This is a genomic window from Psychrobacter sp. AOP3-A1-26 (assembly GCF_052378235.1).
In the GTDB taxonomy this organism is placed as follows: domain Bacteria; phylum Pseudomonadota; class Gammaproteobacteria; order Pseudomonadales; family Moraxellaceae; genus Psychrobacter.
On sequence record NZ_JBQSXN010000004.1, the window covers coordinates 15,119 to 34,165 of the forward strand.

Below are 19,047 nucleotides of genomic sequence, written 5' to 3' on the forward strand. Positions count from 1 at the left end.
ATCAATATAGCGGCATTACCTTTAACCAAGTAGCCAATACAATAAGGTAAACAGCGGCACGCCAATCAGCAAACTATCTACTCTATCCAATACGCCACCATGCCCAGCAAGTAAAGTTCCTGTATCTTTTACCCCGTGCTGGCGTTTAAAAGCGGATTCTAACAAATCGCCAGCGATACCGCTGACCGCCAAACCATAGGCTGCCAATAAACCTAGCCACCAATCAAATGGGGTTAGCCAAATACCAAGTAACGACGCCAATAGGGCAGCGAAAAAGCTACCAAAAATAGCACCTTCGATGCTTTTGTTTGGGCTAATATTCGGCGCAAGACCGCGCTTAAATAATTTGCGTCCGAGCAATCGCCCACATAAATACTGCGCAATATCGTTAAATTGGCTAGCAAATAACACGAACAATAAAACGCCGTATTGCTCACGCTGCCAGGTTAATTGTTGTAATGTAACAAGGCTAATTATTAATAAAATAAAGATACCACTAAAAAGCAGGTCTAATAAATTTAGACGAGCGTAAGAGTGGGTTGACTGTAAATTTTTCTCATCAGCTATCGCTTTTGGTTGCAAGCCGCGCGCTTGCAGTTTGCGAATAAACCGTGATTTGTTATCTATACACCATAAACGTTTGATCTCATAGCTACCGCGCAGACCGATTAATATAAAAAACGTGATAAGTAGCCATTGATAAGGGTGCGATAATGACTGGGTTTGGGTGGGATTTTGCGGCTGAAGTTGAACGTATTGGGTGTTATTGGTTATTTTAGCAATCATATAACAGACGCAGAGCGCGGCTAACATCAGCCACCAAGAGCGGGCAATCAGATAAATCTTTGGCAGGCGCTTGCGAAAATGCGGTATCGCCAGCGTGCCCCACGTCAAACTGACTACTATCATAAGACCAATAACAAATAGTGTATCAGTAGCCATATATTCAGCACTTTTAAAGGTAGAAACGGTAATGAACCGTGTTTGAAATGGCTAGGGCATGTCCTCAATTTTCCTTGTTTGACAGCAATTTATCTCATTTTTATAACCATTTTCAAAATGAGGACACGCCCTAGAACAATAATCCTACATCGCTATTATACCATTCACAAAAATTAGAGTAGCAAGGAAAACGAGTGCAAGTGCTACGCACTGTAGACTAAACGAGTTTGACACGGCTAATCGTACTTTTTGGGTTTGGTATTAGATATAAGCAACTGCTTTTTCTGCTCTAGCCTCTGTGTGCTTGATTATAGGCTGAAGCAAACAAGTAATGCTACCTTCTTGCCCATTTGATAATGGCTCAATGATGCTGGGCTTAGGCGCGGCCGCTGAATTTGGATAATCCTTGCGATAATGCCCACCGCGACTTTCAAGGCGTTGATAAGCAGACTGAACAATTAAAGTCGCCAATTGTAGTTGCCGTGCTAACTGAAAACTGGCTAACTGATTCGAGCTAGTAAAACTGTCCGCATTATTTATATTGCCATGATTGGCTTTATAGTTGGTTATCTGTTGTTGCCATTGCTCGATTTTTATCAGCGCTTGCTCTAACTGCTCAGCACTGCGACTGATACCCATGTTATTGGTCATTAATGCTTTGAGCTGGGCGGTTATGTCAGTCAGCTCACTATCACTGTTTAATCCATTCTTTAGTTCGTTATGCTGATAAGTGTCGAGTGGCAGCAGAGTGGCGGCAGATAATGTAACGGGTTGTGTTTCTTTTAGTATGGGCGGTGTCCATATATCAATAGCTGGCTTCTTTGCATTCTTATCATAGGAAGCAGTCGCTAATTTTTCCATTACGGTTAAATAGCGAGGTAACTCAGCGGCGATATTACGCCCAACCACCACGCACTCTAACAACGAATTACTTGCCAAGCGATTGGCACCGTGTAAGCCCGTATAAGCAACTTCGCCAGCTGCATAAAGCCCTGCCACATCGGTTACACCATTGGCATCAGTGACCACACCGCCGCAACTATAATGCGCAGTGGGCGCAACCGGAATAGAATCGGTAGTGATATCGATGCCGAGGTTTAATAGCGTCTGATAAATTTGCGGAAAATGTTGCTGTAAAAATTCTGCAGGCAAATGACTGACATCAAGATTGACGTAGCCAAGCCCATTATCGTTGATTTGTTCGGCAATGGCACGAGCAACGATATCGCGTGGTGCAAGTTCAGCCCGCGCATCAATATCCAGCATAAAGCGTTTGCCAGTTTTTGGGCAATATAATCGACCACCTTCACCGCGCAGGGCTTCAGATATCAAAAAGCTACTGTCACCCAATGCTAAACCGGTTGGATGAAACTGGATAAATTCTAAATTTGCCAAACGGCAACCAGCTTGCCATGCCATCATAACGCCATCACCGACACAAACATTGGGCGCGCTGGCACGTTGAAATAACTGCCCCAAACCGCCACTGGCTAAGACGACTGCGTGACTATGGAAAGTCAGTTGCTGTTGGATATTATGATCAAATACTTGCGCACCTTGGCATTGTTTATCATTATTTTTTAAAAGGCTCAGTGCTTCATGATAGGGTAATAGTGCGATATTGGATGCCGCTTGTGCTTTTAAAGTTAAGGCTTCCATCACGTGACGACCGGTGGCATCATCAGCGTGGGCAACGCGTCTACAGCCATGACCGCCTTCTTTGGTTAAATGTAAGTCGTTAGTTTGTAGCTCAGTTAAAGGTTTTGCGCTGTGGTTTTGCTCACTATCCTCTTGCGGAACCTGAGTAAAGGGCACGCCTTGTTCGCACAGCCATTGCACCGCTTGCTGCCCTGCACTAAGGATGCTTGCCGTATTATTTGCTTCACATAATCCTGCGCCAGCAACCAAAGTATCGGCCACATGATCAACTACTGAGTCGTTTTCATGCAAACTTGCCGCGATACCACCTTGGGCATAATGACTTGAGCAAACTTCAAGTGCATCTTTACTTAGTACGGTAATATTTAGCGTCGTTGGCAAGGCGAGAGCGGTACTTAAACCAGCCAGACCTGCGCCAATGATCAGTACGTCCGTTTGTATAACCTCGTTAGATTTATAAGGTGCGTTGGAACTGGCTTTACCATTTACCCATATTGCGCTCATATTATGCCGCCCCGACATTAGCAAACAGCGCACGGTCTTTAACCATATCTCCGCTCGCTGCCACACGCTGTTTTTGTGATTCAGCAAAATCAAGCATGCGTTGTAATGGTTTTCTAGCTGCCGCTGCCAACTCAGGTGTCATGAGGATTTCACCGCTTCGCTGCGTTAAGCATTGCTCGATACCCTGCAAACCATTCATCGCCATCCATGGGCAAAATGCACAGCTCTTGCAGCTGGCACTTTCACCAGCGGTAGGTGCGGCCAAAAAGCGCTTACTTGGCGAGCGCTTTTGCATCTCGTGTAAGATGCCCAAATCGGTGGCGACAATAAAGGTATCGGCATCCATTTCATAGGTTGATTGTAATAGCTTACTGGTCGAGCCCACCACATCAGCCAGTGCTACGACGCTATCGGGTGATTCTGGATGCACCAAGACTTTTGCTGTTGGGTTCTCAGCTTTTAGTTGTTCAAGCTCAGTTGCTTTAAATTCATTATGCACCATACACGAGCCTTGCCAAAGCAGCATATCTGCCCCAGTCTCACGCGCAATATATTTACCCAAGTGCCGGTCAGGACCCCAAATGATAGGCTCGCCTTGGGCATGCAAATGACGAACGATATCGATACCCACTGATGAGGTAACCACCCAGTCCGCCCGTGCTTTTACTGCCGCGCTGGTATTGGCATAAACCACCACCGTACGCTCAGGATGAGCATCACAAAAGGCAGAGAATTCATCCGCAGGGCAGCCCAAATCAAGCGAGCATTCCGCTTCTAAGTCTGGCATCAGTATGGTTTTTTCCATGCTTAAGATTTTGGCTGATTCACCCATAAAGCGTACGCCAGCAACTATTAGCGTCTGCGCACTATGCGCTTGACCAAAGCGTGCCATCTCCAGCGAATCACCGACGCAGCCACCTGTGGCTAAGGCTAAATCTTGAATAAAAGGGTCGACATAATAATGGGCGACTAATACTGCGTTATGTTGTTTTAATAACTGCTTAATATTTTCTTCAACTTTCAGGCGCTCACTACGCGGCAAATCTGCGGGTATTTTTGCTTTGGCATATTCGATGTTCATTTGAGTGGCAATGCGATTGTCATTGCTCATGATGGGCGCGTCGTATGGATAAGTTTTCATAATTGCAAACCTTTGAGGCAAAACGACAAATTATATGCCGCTAAAAGTGAGTGAGTTAAAACAAGTAGATAAATAAGCTGTTTTAATTATGCTCATTTTGAGCATAAATACAAGTGTTTTTTATTAAGCATTGTTTTTATAATATTTGACCTTATTTTATTTAGGACTGACTATAGCTATGATAGTTTTAGTTTCACGCTATACTAAGCGTTGCTATAAGCAGCATTAAGCAGCCTTGATATAAGTATGTTTATTATAGAGAGCGCACTTCCAATTTCTTCATTGCATATTTAGATATATAGGAAACCTTCAAAGCTATGACGTTGTCTTACTCACACGCCCATCAACAAGGCAGCGGCACGACCGAAGTTGTCGCAGTGCTTGTGGCCATTACTGAGCACACCGCGCGCGTTTTAACCGTTGATCAAGGTAAACTGTTGCCAAATGGTCCATTGATGCCATTGCATCGCTCGTTGCAAGCTGGCGTGCGTCAATGGGTTGAGGAGCAAACACAGCAGCCGCTGGGTTATTTGGAGCAGCTTTATACCTTTGTTGATACCAACAGAAGAAATGTGGACGGTCATGCGCTGGTTTATGTCAGCTACTTAGGATTGGTGCAAGAAACACAAGTAAAGCAGCTACCAAGCCAAGCATTATGGCGTGATTGGTACGATTATTTTCCATGGGAAAATCACTTAAATGGTATGCCCGATATAATTATGGAACATATTGTGCCAGCATTATTGGGCTGGGCAGGTAGCGCCAGTGATTCCATTATCCAGCGCCGTCGTCGTCAGCGTATTGGTTTGTGTTGGGGATTAAGTGAGGAAATATTAACGGGTAAAGCCCCGACAGGTAAAAATACGGATAATGAGTTGTATGATGATAAGGCTTATGAAAGTAGAGAATGGGTTGCTGAGCACGTGCTATTACGTTATGAGATGTTATATGAAGCGGGGTTAGTTCCTGAAGCGCCTACTTATCCGCCCACTTATCCGTCCAATGAGCAGTCGAAACTATCTACAGATTGGTCGCAGTTGATTGGTATGCCCATGTATTATGACCATCGCCGGGTGATTGCCACTGCTATCTCAAGATTACGCGCTAAAATTGAGTATCGACCGCTTATCTTTGGTTTGATGCCAGATGTATTTACTTTATCGCAGTTGCAACAAAGTGTAGAGGCGCTATCAGGCGTGCGCTTGCATAAGCAAAATTTCCGCCGATTGCTTGATTCACAAAACCTTGTGATGGAAACGGGGCAGAGTAGTAATGCCCAGCGTGGTCGCCCTGCCAAACTCTATCGCTTCCGCCATGATATTGAGTTACAAAGCTTACTGATGGACAGTAAGTTGCCTAAACGTAAATAGCCGACCAATCGCTATCAGCCTCTATCATTATCAAGCCCTGTAAATTTATTGAAAATTTTAATTTATGAGATTTTCTTGCGAGCCTATAAACTTTGCGCTATATTTATGCTCATTTTGAGTTTAAATAAGCGTTATTTATCTCAATAGCCGCAGATTTAACCTAACATCACCCAAAGATAAGGGACGAAAATGACCGTTAAACAAGAGCCAGCATTGGCGGAAGTATTACTTAAGCCGTTAGTAGAGGCCGCATTAACAGAAGATTTGGGCCGACGCGGTGATGTCACCTCCCAAGCCACCATCCCAGCCGATATGCAGGCGCAATTACAGATTAAGGCGCGCCAAGCAGGGGTGATATGCGGTATGGATTTAGCGCGCTTATCTTTTGCCTTGATTGATGGGCAAACTGAGTTTATGGCGCAAGTTAATGATGGTGAAACAGTCGAAGCTGGCGCAGTATTGGCGATTGTCCGCGGCAATGCGCGAAACTTGCTGACAGCAGAGCGTACGGCGCTTAACTTTATGACCCATCTCAGTGGTATTGCGACCGACACCAAAAAAATTGCCGATAGCGTTGCAGAGTATCCGGCGCAAATCACCTGTACCCGTAAAACCATCCCAGGTTTACGTATCGTCCAAAAATACGCCGTACGTTGCGGCGGCGGACGCAATCATCGCTTAGGATTGGATGATGCGATCTTAATTAAAGACAATCATATTGCCATCGCTGGTGACATCAAAACAGCCATTAAGCAGGCACAAGACTTTGCTGGGCATCTGATTCCGATTGAAGTCGAAGTCGATACTTTAGAGCAATTAGAACAAGCACTCGATACTGGCGTGAGCTTGGTGCTATTAGACAATATGGCACCTGAAATATTAGCGCAGGCTGTCGTCATGTGTAAAGGTCGCGCTAAAACCGAAGCATCAGGCGGTATCACACCCGAAACGGTACAAGCAGTGGCAAAAACTGGTGTTGATTTTATTGCGATGGGCTATTTAACGCAGAGTACCACTGCATTGGATATTGGCCTTGATTTTAGCGCCTAATGTTAATGTTACTGCTTGATTTGATGATTAACGCTGCTGTTAACTGGCTATGAAAAGGGCGAACTTGTATTGAAAGCTGATTGATTTGGTCAGATAGAAAAATTAAGCGAAGTTAATGATTTAATTGGCTTATCTGCCTATGCTACAATGCCGCTGTTACCGATTATTAGGTCATCGTTGCACTCGCACGATGGCCTTATCTTTTTGCCCGATTTAACCAATAAACAAGCGAGCGCTCAGTGAATACTGAAATCATCAAAATAATTTTAGCCTTTTTGGTATTGATTAATCCTTTTGGCGCCTTGACGTTATTTTTGGATTCGACACGCGGTTATTCGATGCATAATCGCCGTAAAGTCGCACGCGTTGCTTGTCTGACGATTTTTATCACCATCAGTTTTTTTACGCTAGCAGGCGAGACACTACTAAAGGCCTTGGGTATCTCAATCGGCTCGTTTCAGTTGGCAGGTGGTATTTTGGTATTCTTAATCGCCCTTAATATGATGAATGGCGATGGTAACCCAGTTAAGCCTGATCAAGAGAATTTCGATGTTGATCACTTACATGATGCGCCACCAACCATGGCAGCAGCGGTTGTACCGATTGCTATTCCGATGATGATTGGACCTGGCGGTATCTCCACCGTGATTATTTATTCTTCACAAGTCTCAGGTATTTTACAAATATCTGCCATATTGATAGCTGGTTTGTTCATCAGTTTATTTTGTTATCTGGCGTTGATGGCGGCAGGGCGTATCAGCCGTCTATTGGGCGATACAGGTCTAAACATCATGAGCCGAATTATGGGTATGTTATTAGCGGCGGTTTCTATCGAAATTATCGTCAATGGCTTGCGTACGTTGTTCCCTGATTTGATGTAAAACTTACTTTTAATTTTGCACTTCCTCCTACTTAGCGCTTTTTGCTTATCATGCCTTCTTTCAAAACACCTTTCTAAATTTGAGGCTGTAAAAAATACAGCCCCTAAAAACACTTCAACTATAATTAAAATACTTTAAAAACGCTACGATACTGCTGGTATAGTTTTTTTGTAGCCTCTGTCTGCTTAGGCACAGCAAACTAGAAAAAACGGTACCTGCAGTACGTGATGTATCGATTTTACTTTTCACTGACTATATTATCAATAAATGCCAATTAAAAACCATTGGAAAACTTAAATAGCGCCACCTCCAAAAGTAACTTAATAATGACTTTTTATAGGTAAATCATGGCTTTAATAAATGCTACTAATGAACAAAAGTCTACCATAAAAACATCATCCATGAAATTATGTTATACTTGTGAAACATCAATATTATAGGAGTTAGTCTTGAGTAAGAAAAGAATTGCTATTTTAGGTGCAGGTCCAAGTGGTTTGGCACAGTTACGTGCCTTTGAAGCGGCTCGATTAGCCGGGGTAAAAGACTTACCTGAAATAATTTGTTATGAGAAGCAAAATGCCATCGGTGGTATGTGGAATTATAGCTGGCGTACTGGTTTAGATAGAAACGGTGAACCCGTTCACGGCAGTATGTATCGCTATTTATGGTCGAATGGTCCCAAAGAATGCTTAGAGTTTGCTGATTATTCGTTCGATGAACATTTTGGTGAAGCTATCCCATCATATCCCCCACGTGAAGTCCTAAAAGACTACATCATGGGTCGTATCGACAAGCAAGATATCCAAAAATATATTCGCTTTGAGTGCCCTGTACGTTGGGTGGCATTCGATGACGACACGCAAAAATTCACCGTGACGGTCATGAACCATAAAACGGGTGAGCAAGAAGTTGAAGAATTTGATTATGTAGTGGTGGCGACCGGTCATTTCTCTACCCCAAATATGCCATATTTTGAAGGGTTAGAAACGTTCCCAGGACGTATCCTACACGCCCATGATTTCCGTGATGCGCTAGAGTTTAAAGACGAAGATATACTACTGGTCGGTAGTAGCTATTCTGCCGAAGATATTGGCACCCAGTGCTATAAATATGGTACCAAATCTGTGACCATCAGCTATCGTAGTAAGGCGCTTGGTTATGAGTGGCCCGAAGGGATAAAAGAAGTGCCGTTAGTGACGCATTTTGAAGACGATGTGGCGCACTTTGCCGATGGCACTAGCCGAAAATTTGATGCGATCATCATGTGTACGGGTTATTTATTCCATTTCCCGTTTATGCCAGATGAGCTACGTTTGCAAACCCACAACTGCTTATATCCAGCCAACTTGTACAAAGGCATCTTTTGGCAGCCAAATCCAAAGCTGATTTATTTAGGGATGCAAGATCAATACTTCACCTTTAATATGTTCGATACGCAAGCATGGTATGCGCGGGATGTCATCATGGGTGATATCGAGTTGCCAGATTTGGCAGCGCGTGAAGCGGATGAGCAAAAATGGTTAGCAACTTATGCTAAGTGCGTCACGGTCAGTGATTCAATCGATTTTCAGGCAGCTTATATTCGTGATTTGACCAGTGCCACCGATTATCCAGAATTTGCGGTTGAAGAGCAGGGTGAAATCCTAAAAGAATGGCAAAAAGATAAAGCCGAAAATATCATGACCTTTAGGGAAAAGGCCTATCGTTCGACCTTAACAGGAACCGTAGCGCCCGAACTGCCAGAGCCATGGTTAGACGTTCTTGATGATTCGCTTGAGCACTTTTTAAATCTAGCTTTTGTGCAGCCTAAAAAACGTAAAAAAGCGTCATAGGCTATAAAAGTGAGAGGTATTAAGAACCAAATACGTTTAAGCGTGTTTGGTTTTTTTATGCCTGTGTTTTTTCGGTTCTCTGGTTTTTATCTAGGTAGTTTTAAATAAAATCGATACATTGTTAGCTACGTGCTACTGTTATAAATTTTTCTTGCTTGCTGTTCGCAAGCGTGACAGAGGCTGCAAAAAATTTATAACAGTAGCACTCGTATCGGCTTTAAAGTGAACCCACTATATAATGGATTCACTGTACTTTTTTTAATCTAAGAATTAAATCGATTATAGATTAAATTTGATAGCCATTTTAGCTTTGATTAACTGGTTAACTTTGGTAAAGGTGCCAAGCCAAATATAACATTAGGACGCCAACGAGCGCATCGAGGATGTTCCATGCTTTTGGCTTGGCAAATAATGGCCTGAGCAATCGTGCTCCATAACCCAAGGCAAAAAAGAAAAAGAACGACGCATTGACCGCACCAACGGCAAATGTCAGTTTACTGCTAGCACCGGTTGAAACCATGCCAACGAGGACCAATGTATCTAGGTAGACGTGTGGGTTTAGCCAGGTAAAACCAAAGCATAAGAGTAATGCTTTTTTTAAGCTGGTCACGACCTGTCCATCAACGGTAAGTGCATGAGATACGCGCACACTGGCATATAGGCTTTGCAACCCATAACCTAATAAGAATATAACGCCAGCGAATTTTGCGATGCTGACAACTTGCGGATAGCGTGCCGTTACCGCACCAAAACCACCCACGCCCGCAGAGATTAAAAACGCGTCACTGACTGCACAAAACAAGCAAACAAAAAATATGTGCTCGCGTTTAAGCCCTTGTTTGAGTACAAAGGCGTTTTGTGAGCCAATGGCGATGATGAGCGATAGCCCGAGCAAGAAACCAGAAAAATAATCAGCAGCGTTCATAGTATGCTTAATAGGTGGCAGAGTAGGTGTTTTGACACTTTGTTTACTGGCAGTGTCGTAAAAAGCTGTTAAGATACGCTATTGAATAAATCTATGCAATACGAGCGCAATAAGCGTGCACGGGGCGGGGTAGGTCATGGTCGTAAGTTTGACGAGAATGCTAAAGTCATTTGGGCAAGCTCAAGATGACCTGCCTACGCAAGCGGCTAAAAATGCACAGAAAATGTCTGCTGATTATGATGCAGGTGTTGAAGATAGTGACGTCAATAATGTCAGTGTCAATGAACAAAGCAATAGAGAAAATCATAAAGAGAACAATCAAGAAAGCAGCCAAACCAGCAGGCAACGTTCTGTGCTGAGCCCGCCTGAGCGTGCTGATCGTATTTGTGATGCACTAGCGCAAGTTAATGACATCGGCTCGCCGACGCCTCTGACCGATCGTTATTTGTCCAATCGTGCTCAGATGCGCCCGACCAATAGACCACCTTTTGACCCAGATACGTTATGGTATCTCAAACATGGACGCTGTCCGATTATGACTGAGCTTGTTGATGTGGTCGATGAGGCCACCCTAAACGCCATGCCTATTGAGGCTGTCGCCATATTAGATCGAATCAATGGTAAGCTAAAACGCTACCGTGAATGGAGTAGTGAGCTCAATGAGCAACAGCAGCAGCAACATAATGAGCGGCAATTCGTCATTGATAAGCTGGTATCCGAAAGTATTCCTGAAGCGCTACACCATTATGAGCAGCTGCAACGCTTTAGCCCGCACCGTACCAAAAACAACATGATGCAAGGGAAGATGACCGCAGGCGATATGCTCACTGATTTATTTCTAGAGATTGATTATGAGCTTGATGAGCTATTAGATGAGCTGCATCAAACCGTGATGAACCGTCTGGCCTCGACCCACCGTTATGTCAAAAGCCGCACTCAAAGCTAGCTTTTATTTAGCCATTTTTAGCCCATTTAGGTATTATCGTTTAGATTGAGGACACGCCCTAGTCTAGTGAACTCAATATTAAAACGATACAGCGGGAATGGGATGGATTTTACGAGGCTTCTGTCGGCGTAGGCACAGCAAGCCAGAAAAATTTATACCAGTTCCGCGTTGGAATATAACGTATCTGTTTTATTTGGAATCGACTATATCATTAGGACATGCCCTAAACACAATCGGCTCAATACATAACAATATAAGGCTTTAATATAGCCTTATTTTTTTGTTTAATAGTAAAAGCTATGGTCAGTCTTAAATATAAAAGGTACCAATAGCATGCTAATACAGATGTACTAGTTTTACTGTTCACCGACTCTATATAAAATAATAATAAACTTGCCCAACTATTCTGTTAAATCATAAGGACAGTCTCATGACCCAAATCACGGCGATGCTCGTAATGTTTGTTCTATATGGGGTGCTACCAGCAGCTGGGTTATATCTGGGTTATCGTGGTATCAAAAAAGTCACGGCACCCAAAATGCTTGAATATAAAGCAATGCCGCAGTTGGGTTATATCCCTGAAAAAAGCTTACCAACAGAAGTGAGAACAGCACTCGATCAGATTAATCAAAAAGGTGAGAAGCTGCGAGTCATTTATGGTGATACCAATAACGATGGCAAGATAGATGACAAAGATACGGTCAACGAAACCTATATTATGATTCAAAACTTGATGGATAAACACGTGCCACAAGCGGTCACTGATTACCGCCGTTTGCATGATTTAGATGTGGGGGAAGGGGCGCTTGCTGATAATACGAAAATTAAGCACTCTGATGTCACTGGTAAAGAAGCACTGCTAGAGGTACTGGGGACGATTAATATCCAGTTTGATGATTTGCTAAATGCCTCGTATCATCAGGATGGGCAAAAGCTACTTGCGACCAATCGCTATTTACAGCAGCGTTTTGATAACCCAAGCAGTAACTCTGAACTACAGCAACTAAATAGTAGTGCGGCTGAGGTTAAGGTAATTAAAAACCCAGCGGGTGATGACGCTAATACTGAGAATGTTAAGTTATAAATAACGGACTACAGGCAGTTCTAAATAAAATCGATACGATTGTAATAAAATAAATAACCACGTGCTACTGTTATAAACTTTTCTTGCTTGCTGTTCGCAAGCGTGACAGAGGCTACGAAAAATTTACTCCAGTAGCACTCGTATCGGTTTTAAAGTCAATCAACTATACCAATAACAAACCGTCAATCGTATGCTGCAATGTTTGAACGATAAAAAGTGAGCCGATATGAGTATCTTGATAGGCGTTGGTGTCGTGTCGACAGTGACGGTCTTGTATCTAGGAAGAAAAGGCTGGCACGCCTTTCATCAGGCGGTGGGTATTACACCTGGCGTCCTCGTTTATCAAGACGCTACAGCACCGTTATCGTTATCGCATATAAAATGGCAACAGCTTAATTTGAATAAAAAACACCTTAAAAACCTGTCAGATAACCAGCTGCATCAATTACAACGTATCGATGAAAAAGTGAATAGCTATCAAGCCTATCAAAAAGCATTGCAAGCCCAGAGTAAGACGCCCGCAGTCACTGAACAACAATTTGTATTGCATAAAATGTTGGATACTCGGTTGCCTGAAATGCTTGCCAGTTATTACCATTTAACCAACATTAATATAAATGCCAACCATGTGAATGAAGCAAAGAATGGAAAAAAATCTGAGGCCAATGAGTTATTACAAAAGGTACTTAACAATATCGAGCGACGTTTGGATAAACTGTTAGCGCAAATGGAGGCGCAGCAGTTACAACAATTACGAGTAATGGACAGTTATATTGAGAGCCACGACAGCTAACGCGTGTTCCCATAAAAAAGCGGCTAGCTTTCTAGTGATAGATTTCGTAGTAGGGTGCGCCATGCGCACCGCTGATTATAGTAAAACTATAGTCAGTGAAACGTAAAATCGATACATCACGTACTGCGGGTACAGTTTTTTCTTGCTTGCTGTGCCTACGCAGACAGAGGCTACAAAAAAATTATACCAGCAGTATCGTAGCGTTTTTAAAGTATTTTAACTAGGGGCTGTATAGAATTCAGCTAAGGAACTGACAGAGACTATTTTTTAGGCAATTCGACGCCAAAAATAGTAAGTTTAGTTATTCTAAGCGCGATAGTTTTGGCTATGAAGTGGCAAAAAATAGTCCTGTTCCTTCGGACTGATGCTAAAATCGCCCCAGACGTTGTTGTAAATCTAGCTAAGGTCTCGACATTACCTTCGATTTACGCCTAGTCTGGAATTATTTTAGCGATCAGCAGTCCTAATAGATGAATTCTATACAGCCCCTATAGTACAGCTGTATTAGTGTGCTGTATTTTTTAAGTTGAAGCGACGATACTTAGCTTTCTGATTAATTCCAAAACAAAAAAATGGCCATTGATAGTTTATCAACGGCCATTTTTTTATGCTTTATTCTGGTTTTACAGCAAACTTAGCGCTTATCGTTGCGATCACGACTATTACGCGTACCACGGCTGGCAGGGCTAGCGCTACTCTTAGGTTTCGCACTGCTACTACGATTACTATCATTATTACGACTATCGCTACGGTTATTATCGTTACGGCTATCACTGCGACGTGCTTTTAACGGTTTGTTTTTAATACGTTCTTGTTTCTCTTTGGCAGCGCCGTGTAGACCAGTACCATGACGTGGACGCAAGCTCACTAAATCCGTCAGAGTATTGATGTCTTTTTTGTCCAGCTCTAAGAAACGACCTGTGCGTAGCTCTTTTGGCAGCGCAATCGACCCATAGCGCGTACGTAATAGACGGCTAACTTTAAGGCCTTGCGACTCGAATAAACGACGTACTTCGCGGTTACGGCCTTCTTTAAGCTTGACGTGATACCACTTGTTAACGCCTTCGCCACCGCCTTCTTTGATGTCTTCAAACTGCGCCATACCATCTTCTAGCATGACACCAGCAGTCAACGTACGCGCGATATCAGAGGTGACTTCGCCAAGTACACGTACCGCATATTCACGCGTCACTTCGCTAGACGGATGCATCAAGCGATGCGCCATTTCACCATCATTGGTAAATAATAATAGACCCGTGGAGTTGATATCTAAGCGACCAACCATTACCCAGCGGTCATGAGTCAGTTTTGGTAGGCGTTCAAAAACGGTTGGACGACCTTCTGGATCCTTAGCAGAGCAAACTTCGCCTTCAGGCTTATAGTAAGCCAATACACGGCGGCGTTTTTCATTTTCGGCGGTATATTTGATCTGACGACCATCAACGCGAATCTCATCACCTTGTTCGACGCGATCACCAATGGTAGCTGGGCCGTTATTGACAGATACGCGACCTGCTTTAATCACTTCTTCCATCTGACGACGTGAGCCAAGACCCATACGAGCGAGGGCTTTCTGTAGTTTTTCATCTTTCATAATAATATCCTTGAATCGGGTTGGTTTTTTACATTTCTCAATGTAGAAATTTGAACGGGCTATTATACGCTATTTAGACTGGTTATACATATCATAACGTATCTGTTTTATTTAGAACCGACTATATAGCATTACTGTTTTATTATAAGATACTGCTATTTTATTATAAATAATTACTACATTTATATATAAACATCAATATCTTTTGCGTACCGTTAAAGTACTAAATTATCTCACTTATGTTAAGTAAGGTATGCACTTTGACCTTTGTGTTATACTACGTTTTTTTTGCGCCTAGTAAGGCTATTTCTTACGGCTGTCACTTCGGTTTACTATCAATGATTGATATATATTATTATGATTTATAAGGGCTTTTTTTACATGCACTATCAGTCATCAAAGTTATTAAGTATATCGTGTCTGCTAATTGCTAGCATGGTTTCAGGATGTACAAGTATCAACTCAGGTCTACAGTCGGGTGATTTGCCACCTAGTGGGGCTTTTGTCGCAGAAAGTGGCTTGCAGTTTAATATTCAGCCGCTCAGTCTAGCAACGCTACCACCCAAGCAGGCAGTGGTTCCTAGTAATGATTTGCTGCAACTGATAAAAACCTCAGGACAAGTAGAGTATCGTATTTCTAAAGGCGATATCCTTGGCATCACGCTTGTCGGTTATCCAGAAATCGCTCCTCCTTTGACCAATAGTAGTAATACCGCCAACCCTTATGCCTTAGGCTTTCCAGTCGATCAGCAGGGTTTTGTTCAGTTTCCTCTAATTGGGCGTATACAAGCGAGTGGCTTGAGCGTACCGCAATTTACCGCCAACTTGCAGAGTCAACTGCAACGTTATCTAAAATATTCAGATCCGCAGGTTAAAATTGTTAACTATCGAGGCAACAAGTTCTTTATTGATGGTGAAGTGAAGCAGCCGGGCGAATTTGCTATTGCTGATGTACCTGTCTCGTTATACGGCGGGATTTCTATGGCGGGCGGGGCGTCACAGGTAGGTGACTCGAATAATATTGTATTGAACCGTCAGGGTAAGAGCTACAATATCGGTTTACAGTCACTGCGAGAGATGGGATCGTCTGCCAACCAAATCTACCTAAGAGATGGCGATTCGATTCATGTCAATAGCCAAGAGCAAAATAAAATTTATGTTTTGGGTGAGTTTGGGCAGGTAGAACCAGTGTCTATTCTAGAGCAGGGCATCAGTCTGGCACAAGTACTGGGCGAGTCTAAAGGTCTTAATGCCGCTACTGCCAACGCGGCCAAAATTTATGTAGTGCGTGACAATGTGAATACAGCAGCGACCGATATTTACTATGTCGACATGCAGACCATTACTAGCTTTGCCCTTGCCAACCGCTTTGAGATGCACGCTAACGATATTGTGTATGTCGATCCAACTGGCTTAACACGTTGGAATCGTGTCATCAGCTCTATTCTACCGTCTACATCAGCCATCAGATCGCTCTCAAGCTTATAGGTAATAAACAGTAGGTATTAATCGTTATGGCATTTGATAGTATTTTAGTGGTTTGTGTGGGCAATATCTGCCGTAGTCCAATGGCTGAAGCGCTGTTAAAGCAGCGTTTTCCTAATAAAGCCATTGATTCTGCAGGAGTTGGCGCTTTAGTCGGTCACCCTGCAGACCCAGCGGCGCTAGAGATTATGTCACAGCAGCAGATTGATATTAATAGTCATGTTGCCAAGCAAATTGATGAAAATTTGGCAAAAAAAGCAGACCTCATCTTTACCATGTCAGATGGCCAGACCAAATGGATCGAAGAGCGCTGGCCATTTTGTCGTGGCAAAACCTTTAAGCTTGGTCACTGGATCGATAAAGATATTGCTGACCCTTATAAGCATGACATAAGCGCGTTTGAAACGGCGTATCAAGATATCGTTGATGGGCTTGAGCAGTGGGCTGATAAAATCAGCTAAGCACCTGATATTAAACAGCATCTAGTATTGAAAAGCATCCGATATTAAACAACACCTAATATTAAACAGTAGCCAGTATTAAATGGCTACCTTTAAATGATGACCCTATAGTTATGAATACAGATTCACAAAATACAGCCAAAAATGCCGTTGAAAAAGATGATGATGAAATCGATTTAATGGCGCTGCTGTTTGCCATTTTGCGTGGCTGGAAAATTATTATCTTCTTTGCTGTGTTGGGTTTGATCATAGGGGTCTTGTATAGTAGATATGTCAATCCTACTTATAAATCCGATGCGCTTATTCAAGTTGAGGAAAAGTCTCAAGGTATCTCGGCGCTTGGTAGTGATATCTCCGAACTAATTGGGTCCGAAGTAAGTAAAGCGCAAACAGAAACAGAGCTCATTCGCTCGCGTATGATATTAGAGCCGGTGGTTAATTTACTACATCTACGTATTCGGCTGTCTGATCCTAATATTGGTGCACTCGATAAAATAAAAAGCAGCAATATCGACACTCAGATAAATAAACCTGAAGGTGTGTCACTTAAAACTGAGGATGGTGAAGTAGAGGTTAGCCAGTTCAACGTTTCACAAAACTACTTGAATCAGTCATTTACTCTAACGCGCTCTGCAACAGGATTCGTATTAAGCAATGGCTTTGATGACTTTAAAGGTCAGCTTGGTAAGGCGCATCAATTTAGAGGCACGGACGGTCAGATTCATATCACCGTCAACGATCTCCCAGCTGATGGGTATGCAGTTAATATCACCAAACAATCGCTGCAAACAACTACCGATCGAGTAAATAGTGCGCTATCAGTCGTTGAAAAAGGTAAGCAAACCGGTATTATTCAGCTGTCTATGACCGGGGCAAATCAGCAGCAAACCAGTTTGATCTTAAAACGTATTGTCTTATCTTATATTGATCAAAACCAGTCTCGTGGCTCTGAAGAAACGACGAAAACTATTGCCTTTATGGAAACTCAAATTCCAACATTAAAGAAAAAGCTGGAAGATTCTGAAGCGATATTTAATGATTTCCGTAAAAAATATGGCACCATCGATGTGGGTAAAGAAGCCGAACTTTTATTAGGTGAAAACTCACAAATCGATGTCCAGCTTAACGAGCTTAAGTTAAAAAAAGCGGATCTAACCACTTACTATACCGATGAGCATCCGTTGGTGGTGCAAATCAATGATCAACTGGCCGTACTTAATGCTAGGAAGCAAGAAATAGATAATACCATTGCCGGTCTGCCAGAGATACAAAGAGAGTTTTTACAACTATCAGCTGATACCACCATCAATAGAGAGATCTATCTAACCTTGCTTAAAAATTATGAGCAATTAAAAATCGTCAAGGCTGGTCAAATTGGTTTTGCCCGTGTTATTGATTTGCCTATTAGTACCTTTAGAGCGATTGCGCCCAAGAAACTGCAAATTATGATATTGGCCATGCTTTTAGGAGCGATGCTAGGCACGATGTTAGTGCTACTGAAAAACATGCTTAGAAACGTGGTTAAAGATCCTGAGCGCTTAGAGATGAAGACAGGCATACCAGTCATCGCCACCATTCCGCGCTCGGCACTGCTGACACGGTTACGTAAGAATAAAAAATCTCAAAATCGTCTATTAGCTCATGCTGATAACAATAGTTTGAGCTATGAGGCCATTAAGAGCTTAAGAACCAATCTAATGTTTGGTATGACAACAGTAGGCAAAGTTGGTCAACGAGCTAAAGTCATCTTGATTGCTGGTGAGAGTCCTGGGGTGGGTAAGTCCTTTATCTCTTCTAACTTGACTGAGGTATTCTCGCAACTGGATAAGAAGGTATTGATTATAGATGCGGATATGCGCTTAGGTGAGCTGCATAAGATGTTTAATATGACTCAAGATAATGGGCTAGGGGATTACTTAGCGCAACAGATAGCATTAACAACGGTTATACATCCGACTACTATGGATAATATTGATTTTATCCCACGTGGGCAGCACCCGCACAACCCATCCTCGCTGCTATCAGGTGATAAGTTTGAGCAAATGATGACGGAGCTCAATGAGCACTACGATTATATTGTCATTGACTCACCGCCCATATTAGCCGCTTCGGATGCGATGATTATGTCGCATTACGCTGATAAAGTGTTAATGGTGACGCGCTACGACCAGTCGATAGAAGGGCAAGTGGCATATGCCGTCAAGCAGATGAATAAAGCCAATGTACAGGTAGATGGTATTATCCTCAATGATGTACAACAAGGCCTCATGAGCAAATATAGTTATCACTATAGCTATGCCTATGGAAATAAGCAGTCGTAAACTTTTTGCGGCTTTGTCTTATATTGTCTTGTTTTATATTGTCTTGTCTTATAATTTTA

General features: G+C 42.7%; 15 protein-coding genes. 10 read left to right on the plus strand and 5 right to left on the minus strand.

The window, feature by feature from the left end:
* Nucleotides 1-21: 21 nt before the first annotated feature.
* The 3 genes from ACT3TU_RS01545 to nadA all read right to left on the minus strand — a co-directional run bounded on the left by ACT3TU_RS01545 (nt 22) and on the right by nadA (nt 4,246).
* Entirely contained in the window at nt 22-942 is a 921-nt protein-coding gene (locus tag ACT3TU_RS01545; RefSeq protein WP_444783954.1) for a phosphatidate cytidylyltransferase, read from the minus strand.
* 261 nt (nt 943-1,203) lie between these two features.
* Nucleotides 1,204-3,105, minus strand: a complete 1,902-nt coding sequence (gene nadB, locus ACT3TU_RS01550) for an L-aspartate oxidase (protein ID WP_444783955.1) — start codon at nt 3,103-3,105, stop codon at nt 1,204-1,206.
* 1 nt (nt 3,106) lies between these two features.
* Nucleotides 3,107-4,246 (minus strand): quinolinate synthase NadA, encoded by a 1,140-nt coding sequence (nadA, locus tag ACT3TU_RS01555; RefSeq protein ID WP_444783956.1) that lies wholly within the window; start codon nt 4,244-4,246, stop codon nt 3,107-3,109.
* Nucleotides 4,247-4,563: 317 nt separating this feature from the next.
* Between nadA and ACT3TU_RS01560 the strand changes: the two genes are divergently transcribed.
* From ACT3TU_RS01560 to ACT3TU_RS01575, 4 genes are all read left to right on the plus strand, one after another.
* Nucleotides 4,564-5,616 (plus strand): NUDIX hydrolase, encoded by a 1,053-nt coding sequence (locus tag ACT3TU_RS01560; protein WP_444783957.1) that lies wholly within the window; start codon nt 4,564-4,566, stop codon nt 5,614-5,616.
* Nucleotides 5,617-5,805: 189 nt separating this feature from the next.
* A complete protein-coding gene (nadC, locus tag ACT3TU_RS01565; RefSeq protein ID WP_444783958.1) occupies nt 5,806-6,666 on the plus strand; it encodes a carboxylating nicotinate-nucleotide diphosphorylase in 861 nt (286 codons plus the stop codon).
* 239 nt (nt 6,667-6,905) lie between these two features.
* Nucleotides 6,906-7,547 carry a MarC family protein gene (locus tag ACT3TU_RS01570; protein ID WP_192523813.1) on the plus strand — a complete coding sequence of 214 codons (642 nt, stop codon included), beginning with the start codon at nt 6,906-6,908 and terminating at the stop codon, nt 7,545-7,547.
* Between the two features lie 449 nt (nt 7,548-7,996).
* Entirely contained in the window at nt 7,997-9,379 is a 1,383-nt protein-coding gene (locus tag ACT3TU_RS01575; protein ID WP_444783959.1) for an NAD(P)-binding domain-containing protein, read from the plus strand.
* A 322-nt stretch (nt 9,380-9,701) separates the two neighbouring features.
* Here ACT3TU_RS01575 and ACT3TU_RS01580 read toward each other — a convergent pair whose 3' ends face one another.
* Nucleotides 9,702-10,304, minus strand: coding sequence for a LysE/ArgO family amino acid transporter (locus tag ACT3TU_RS01580; protein WP_444783960.1), 603 nt, complete (start codon nt 10,302-10,304; stop codon nt 9,702-9,704).
* Nucleotides 10,305-10,440: 136 nt separating this feature from the next.
* On the opposite strand from ACT3TU_RS01580, the gene ACT3TU_RS01585 reads away from it, so the two are divergent.
* The 3 genes from ACT3TU_RS01585 to ACT3TU_RS01595 all read left to right on the plus strand — a co-directional run bounded on the left by ACT3TU_RS01585 (nt 10,441) and on the right by ACT3TU_RS01595 (nt 13,127).
* Nucleotides 10,441-11,250 (plus strand): hypothetical protein, encoded by an 810-nt coding sequence (locus ACT3TU_RS01585; protein ID WP_444783961.1) that lies wholly within the window; start codon nt 10,441-10,443, stop codon nt 11,248-11,250.
* A 430-nt stretch (nt 11,251-11,680) separates the two neighbouring features.
* On the plus strand, nt 11,681-12,334 hold the full coding sequence (locus tag ACT3TU_RS01590; protein WP_192529179.1) for a hypothetical protein: 654 nt from the start codon (nt 11,681-11,683) through the stop codon (nt 12,332-12,334).
* Nucleotides 12,335-12,560: 226 nt separating this feature from the next.
* On the plus strand, nt 12,561-13,127 hold the full coding sequence (locus tag ACT3TU_RS01595; RefSeq protein WP_444783962.1) for a hypothetical protein: 567 nt from the start codon (nt 12,561-12,563) through the stop codon (nt 13,125-13,127).
* Nucleotides 13,128-13,761: 634 nt separating this feature from the next.
* On the opposite strand, the gene rluB is transcribed toward ACT3TU_RS01595, so the two are convergent.
* Nucleotides 13,762-14,721: a 23S rRNA pseudouridine(2605) synthase RluB gene (gene rluB, locus ACT3TU_RS01600; RefSeq protein WP_192524888.1), complete on the minus strand. Its 960-nt coding sequence runs from the start codon at nt 14,719-14,721 to the stop codon at nt 13,762-13,764.
* Nucleotides 14,722-15,102: 381 nt separating this feature from the next.
* On the opposite strand from rluB, the gene ACT3TU_RS01605 reads away from it, so the two are divergent.
* From ACT3TU_RS01605 to ACT3TU_RS01615, 3 genes are all read left to right on the plus strand, one after another.
* Nucleotides 15,103-16,209 carry a polysaccharide biosynthesis/export family protein gene (locus ACT3TU_RS01605; protein WP_444783963.1) on the plus strand — a complete coding sequence of 369 codons (1,107 nt, stop codon included), beginning with the start codon at nt 15,103-15,105 and terminating at the stop codon, nt 16,207-16,209.
* A gap of 26 nt (nt 16,210-16,235) precedes the next feature.
* On the plus strand, nt 16,236-16,667 hold the full coding sequence (locus ACT3TU_RS01610) for a low molecular weight protein-tyrosine-phosphatase (protein WP_444783964.1): 432 nt from the start codon (nt 16,236-16,238) through the stop codon (nt 16,665-16,667).
* 113 nt (nt 16,668-16,780) lie between these two features.
* The gene (locus tag ACT3TU_RS01615; protein WP_444783965.1) at nt 16,781-18,988 is read left to right on the plus strand and encodes a polysaccharide biosynthesis tyrosine autokinase; all 2,208 of its coding nucleotides are present in this window, start codon (nt 16,781-16,783) and stop codon (nt 18,986-18,988) included.
* The last annotated feature ends 59 nt before the right edge of the window (nt 18,989-19,047 follow it).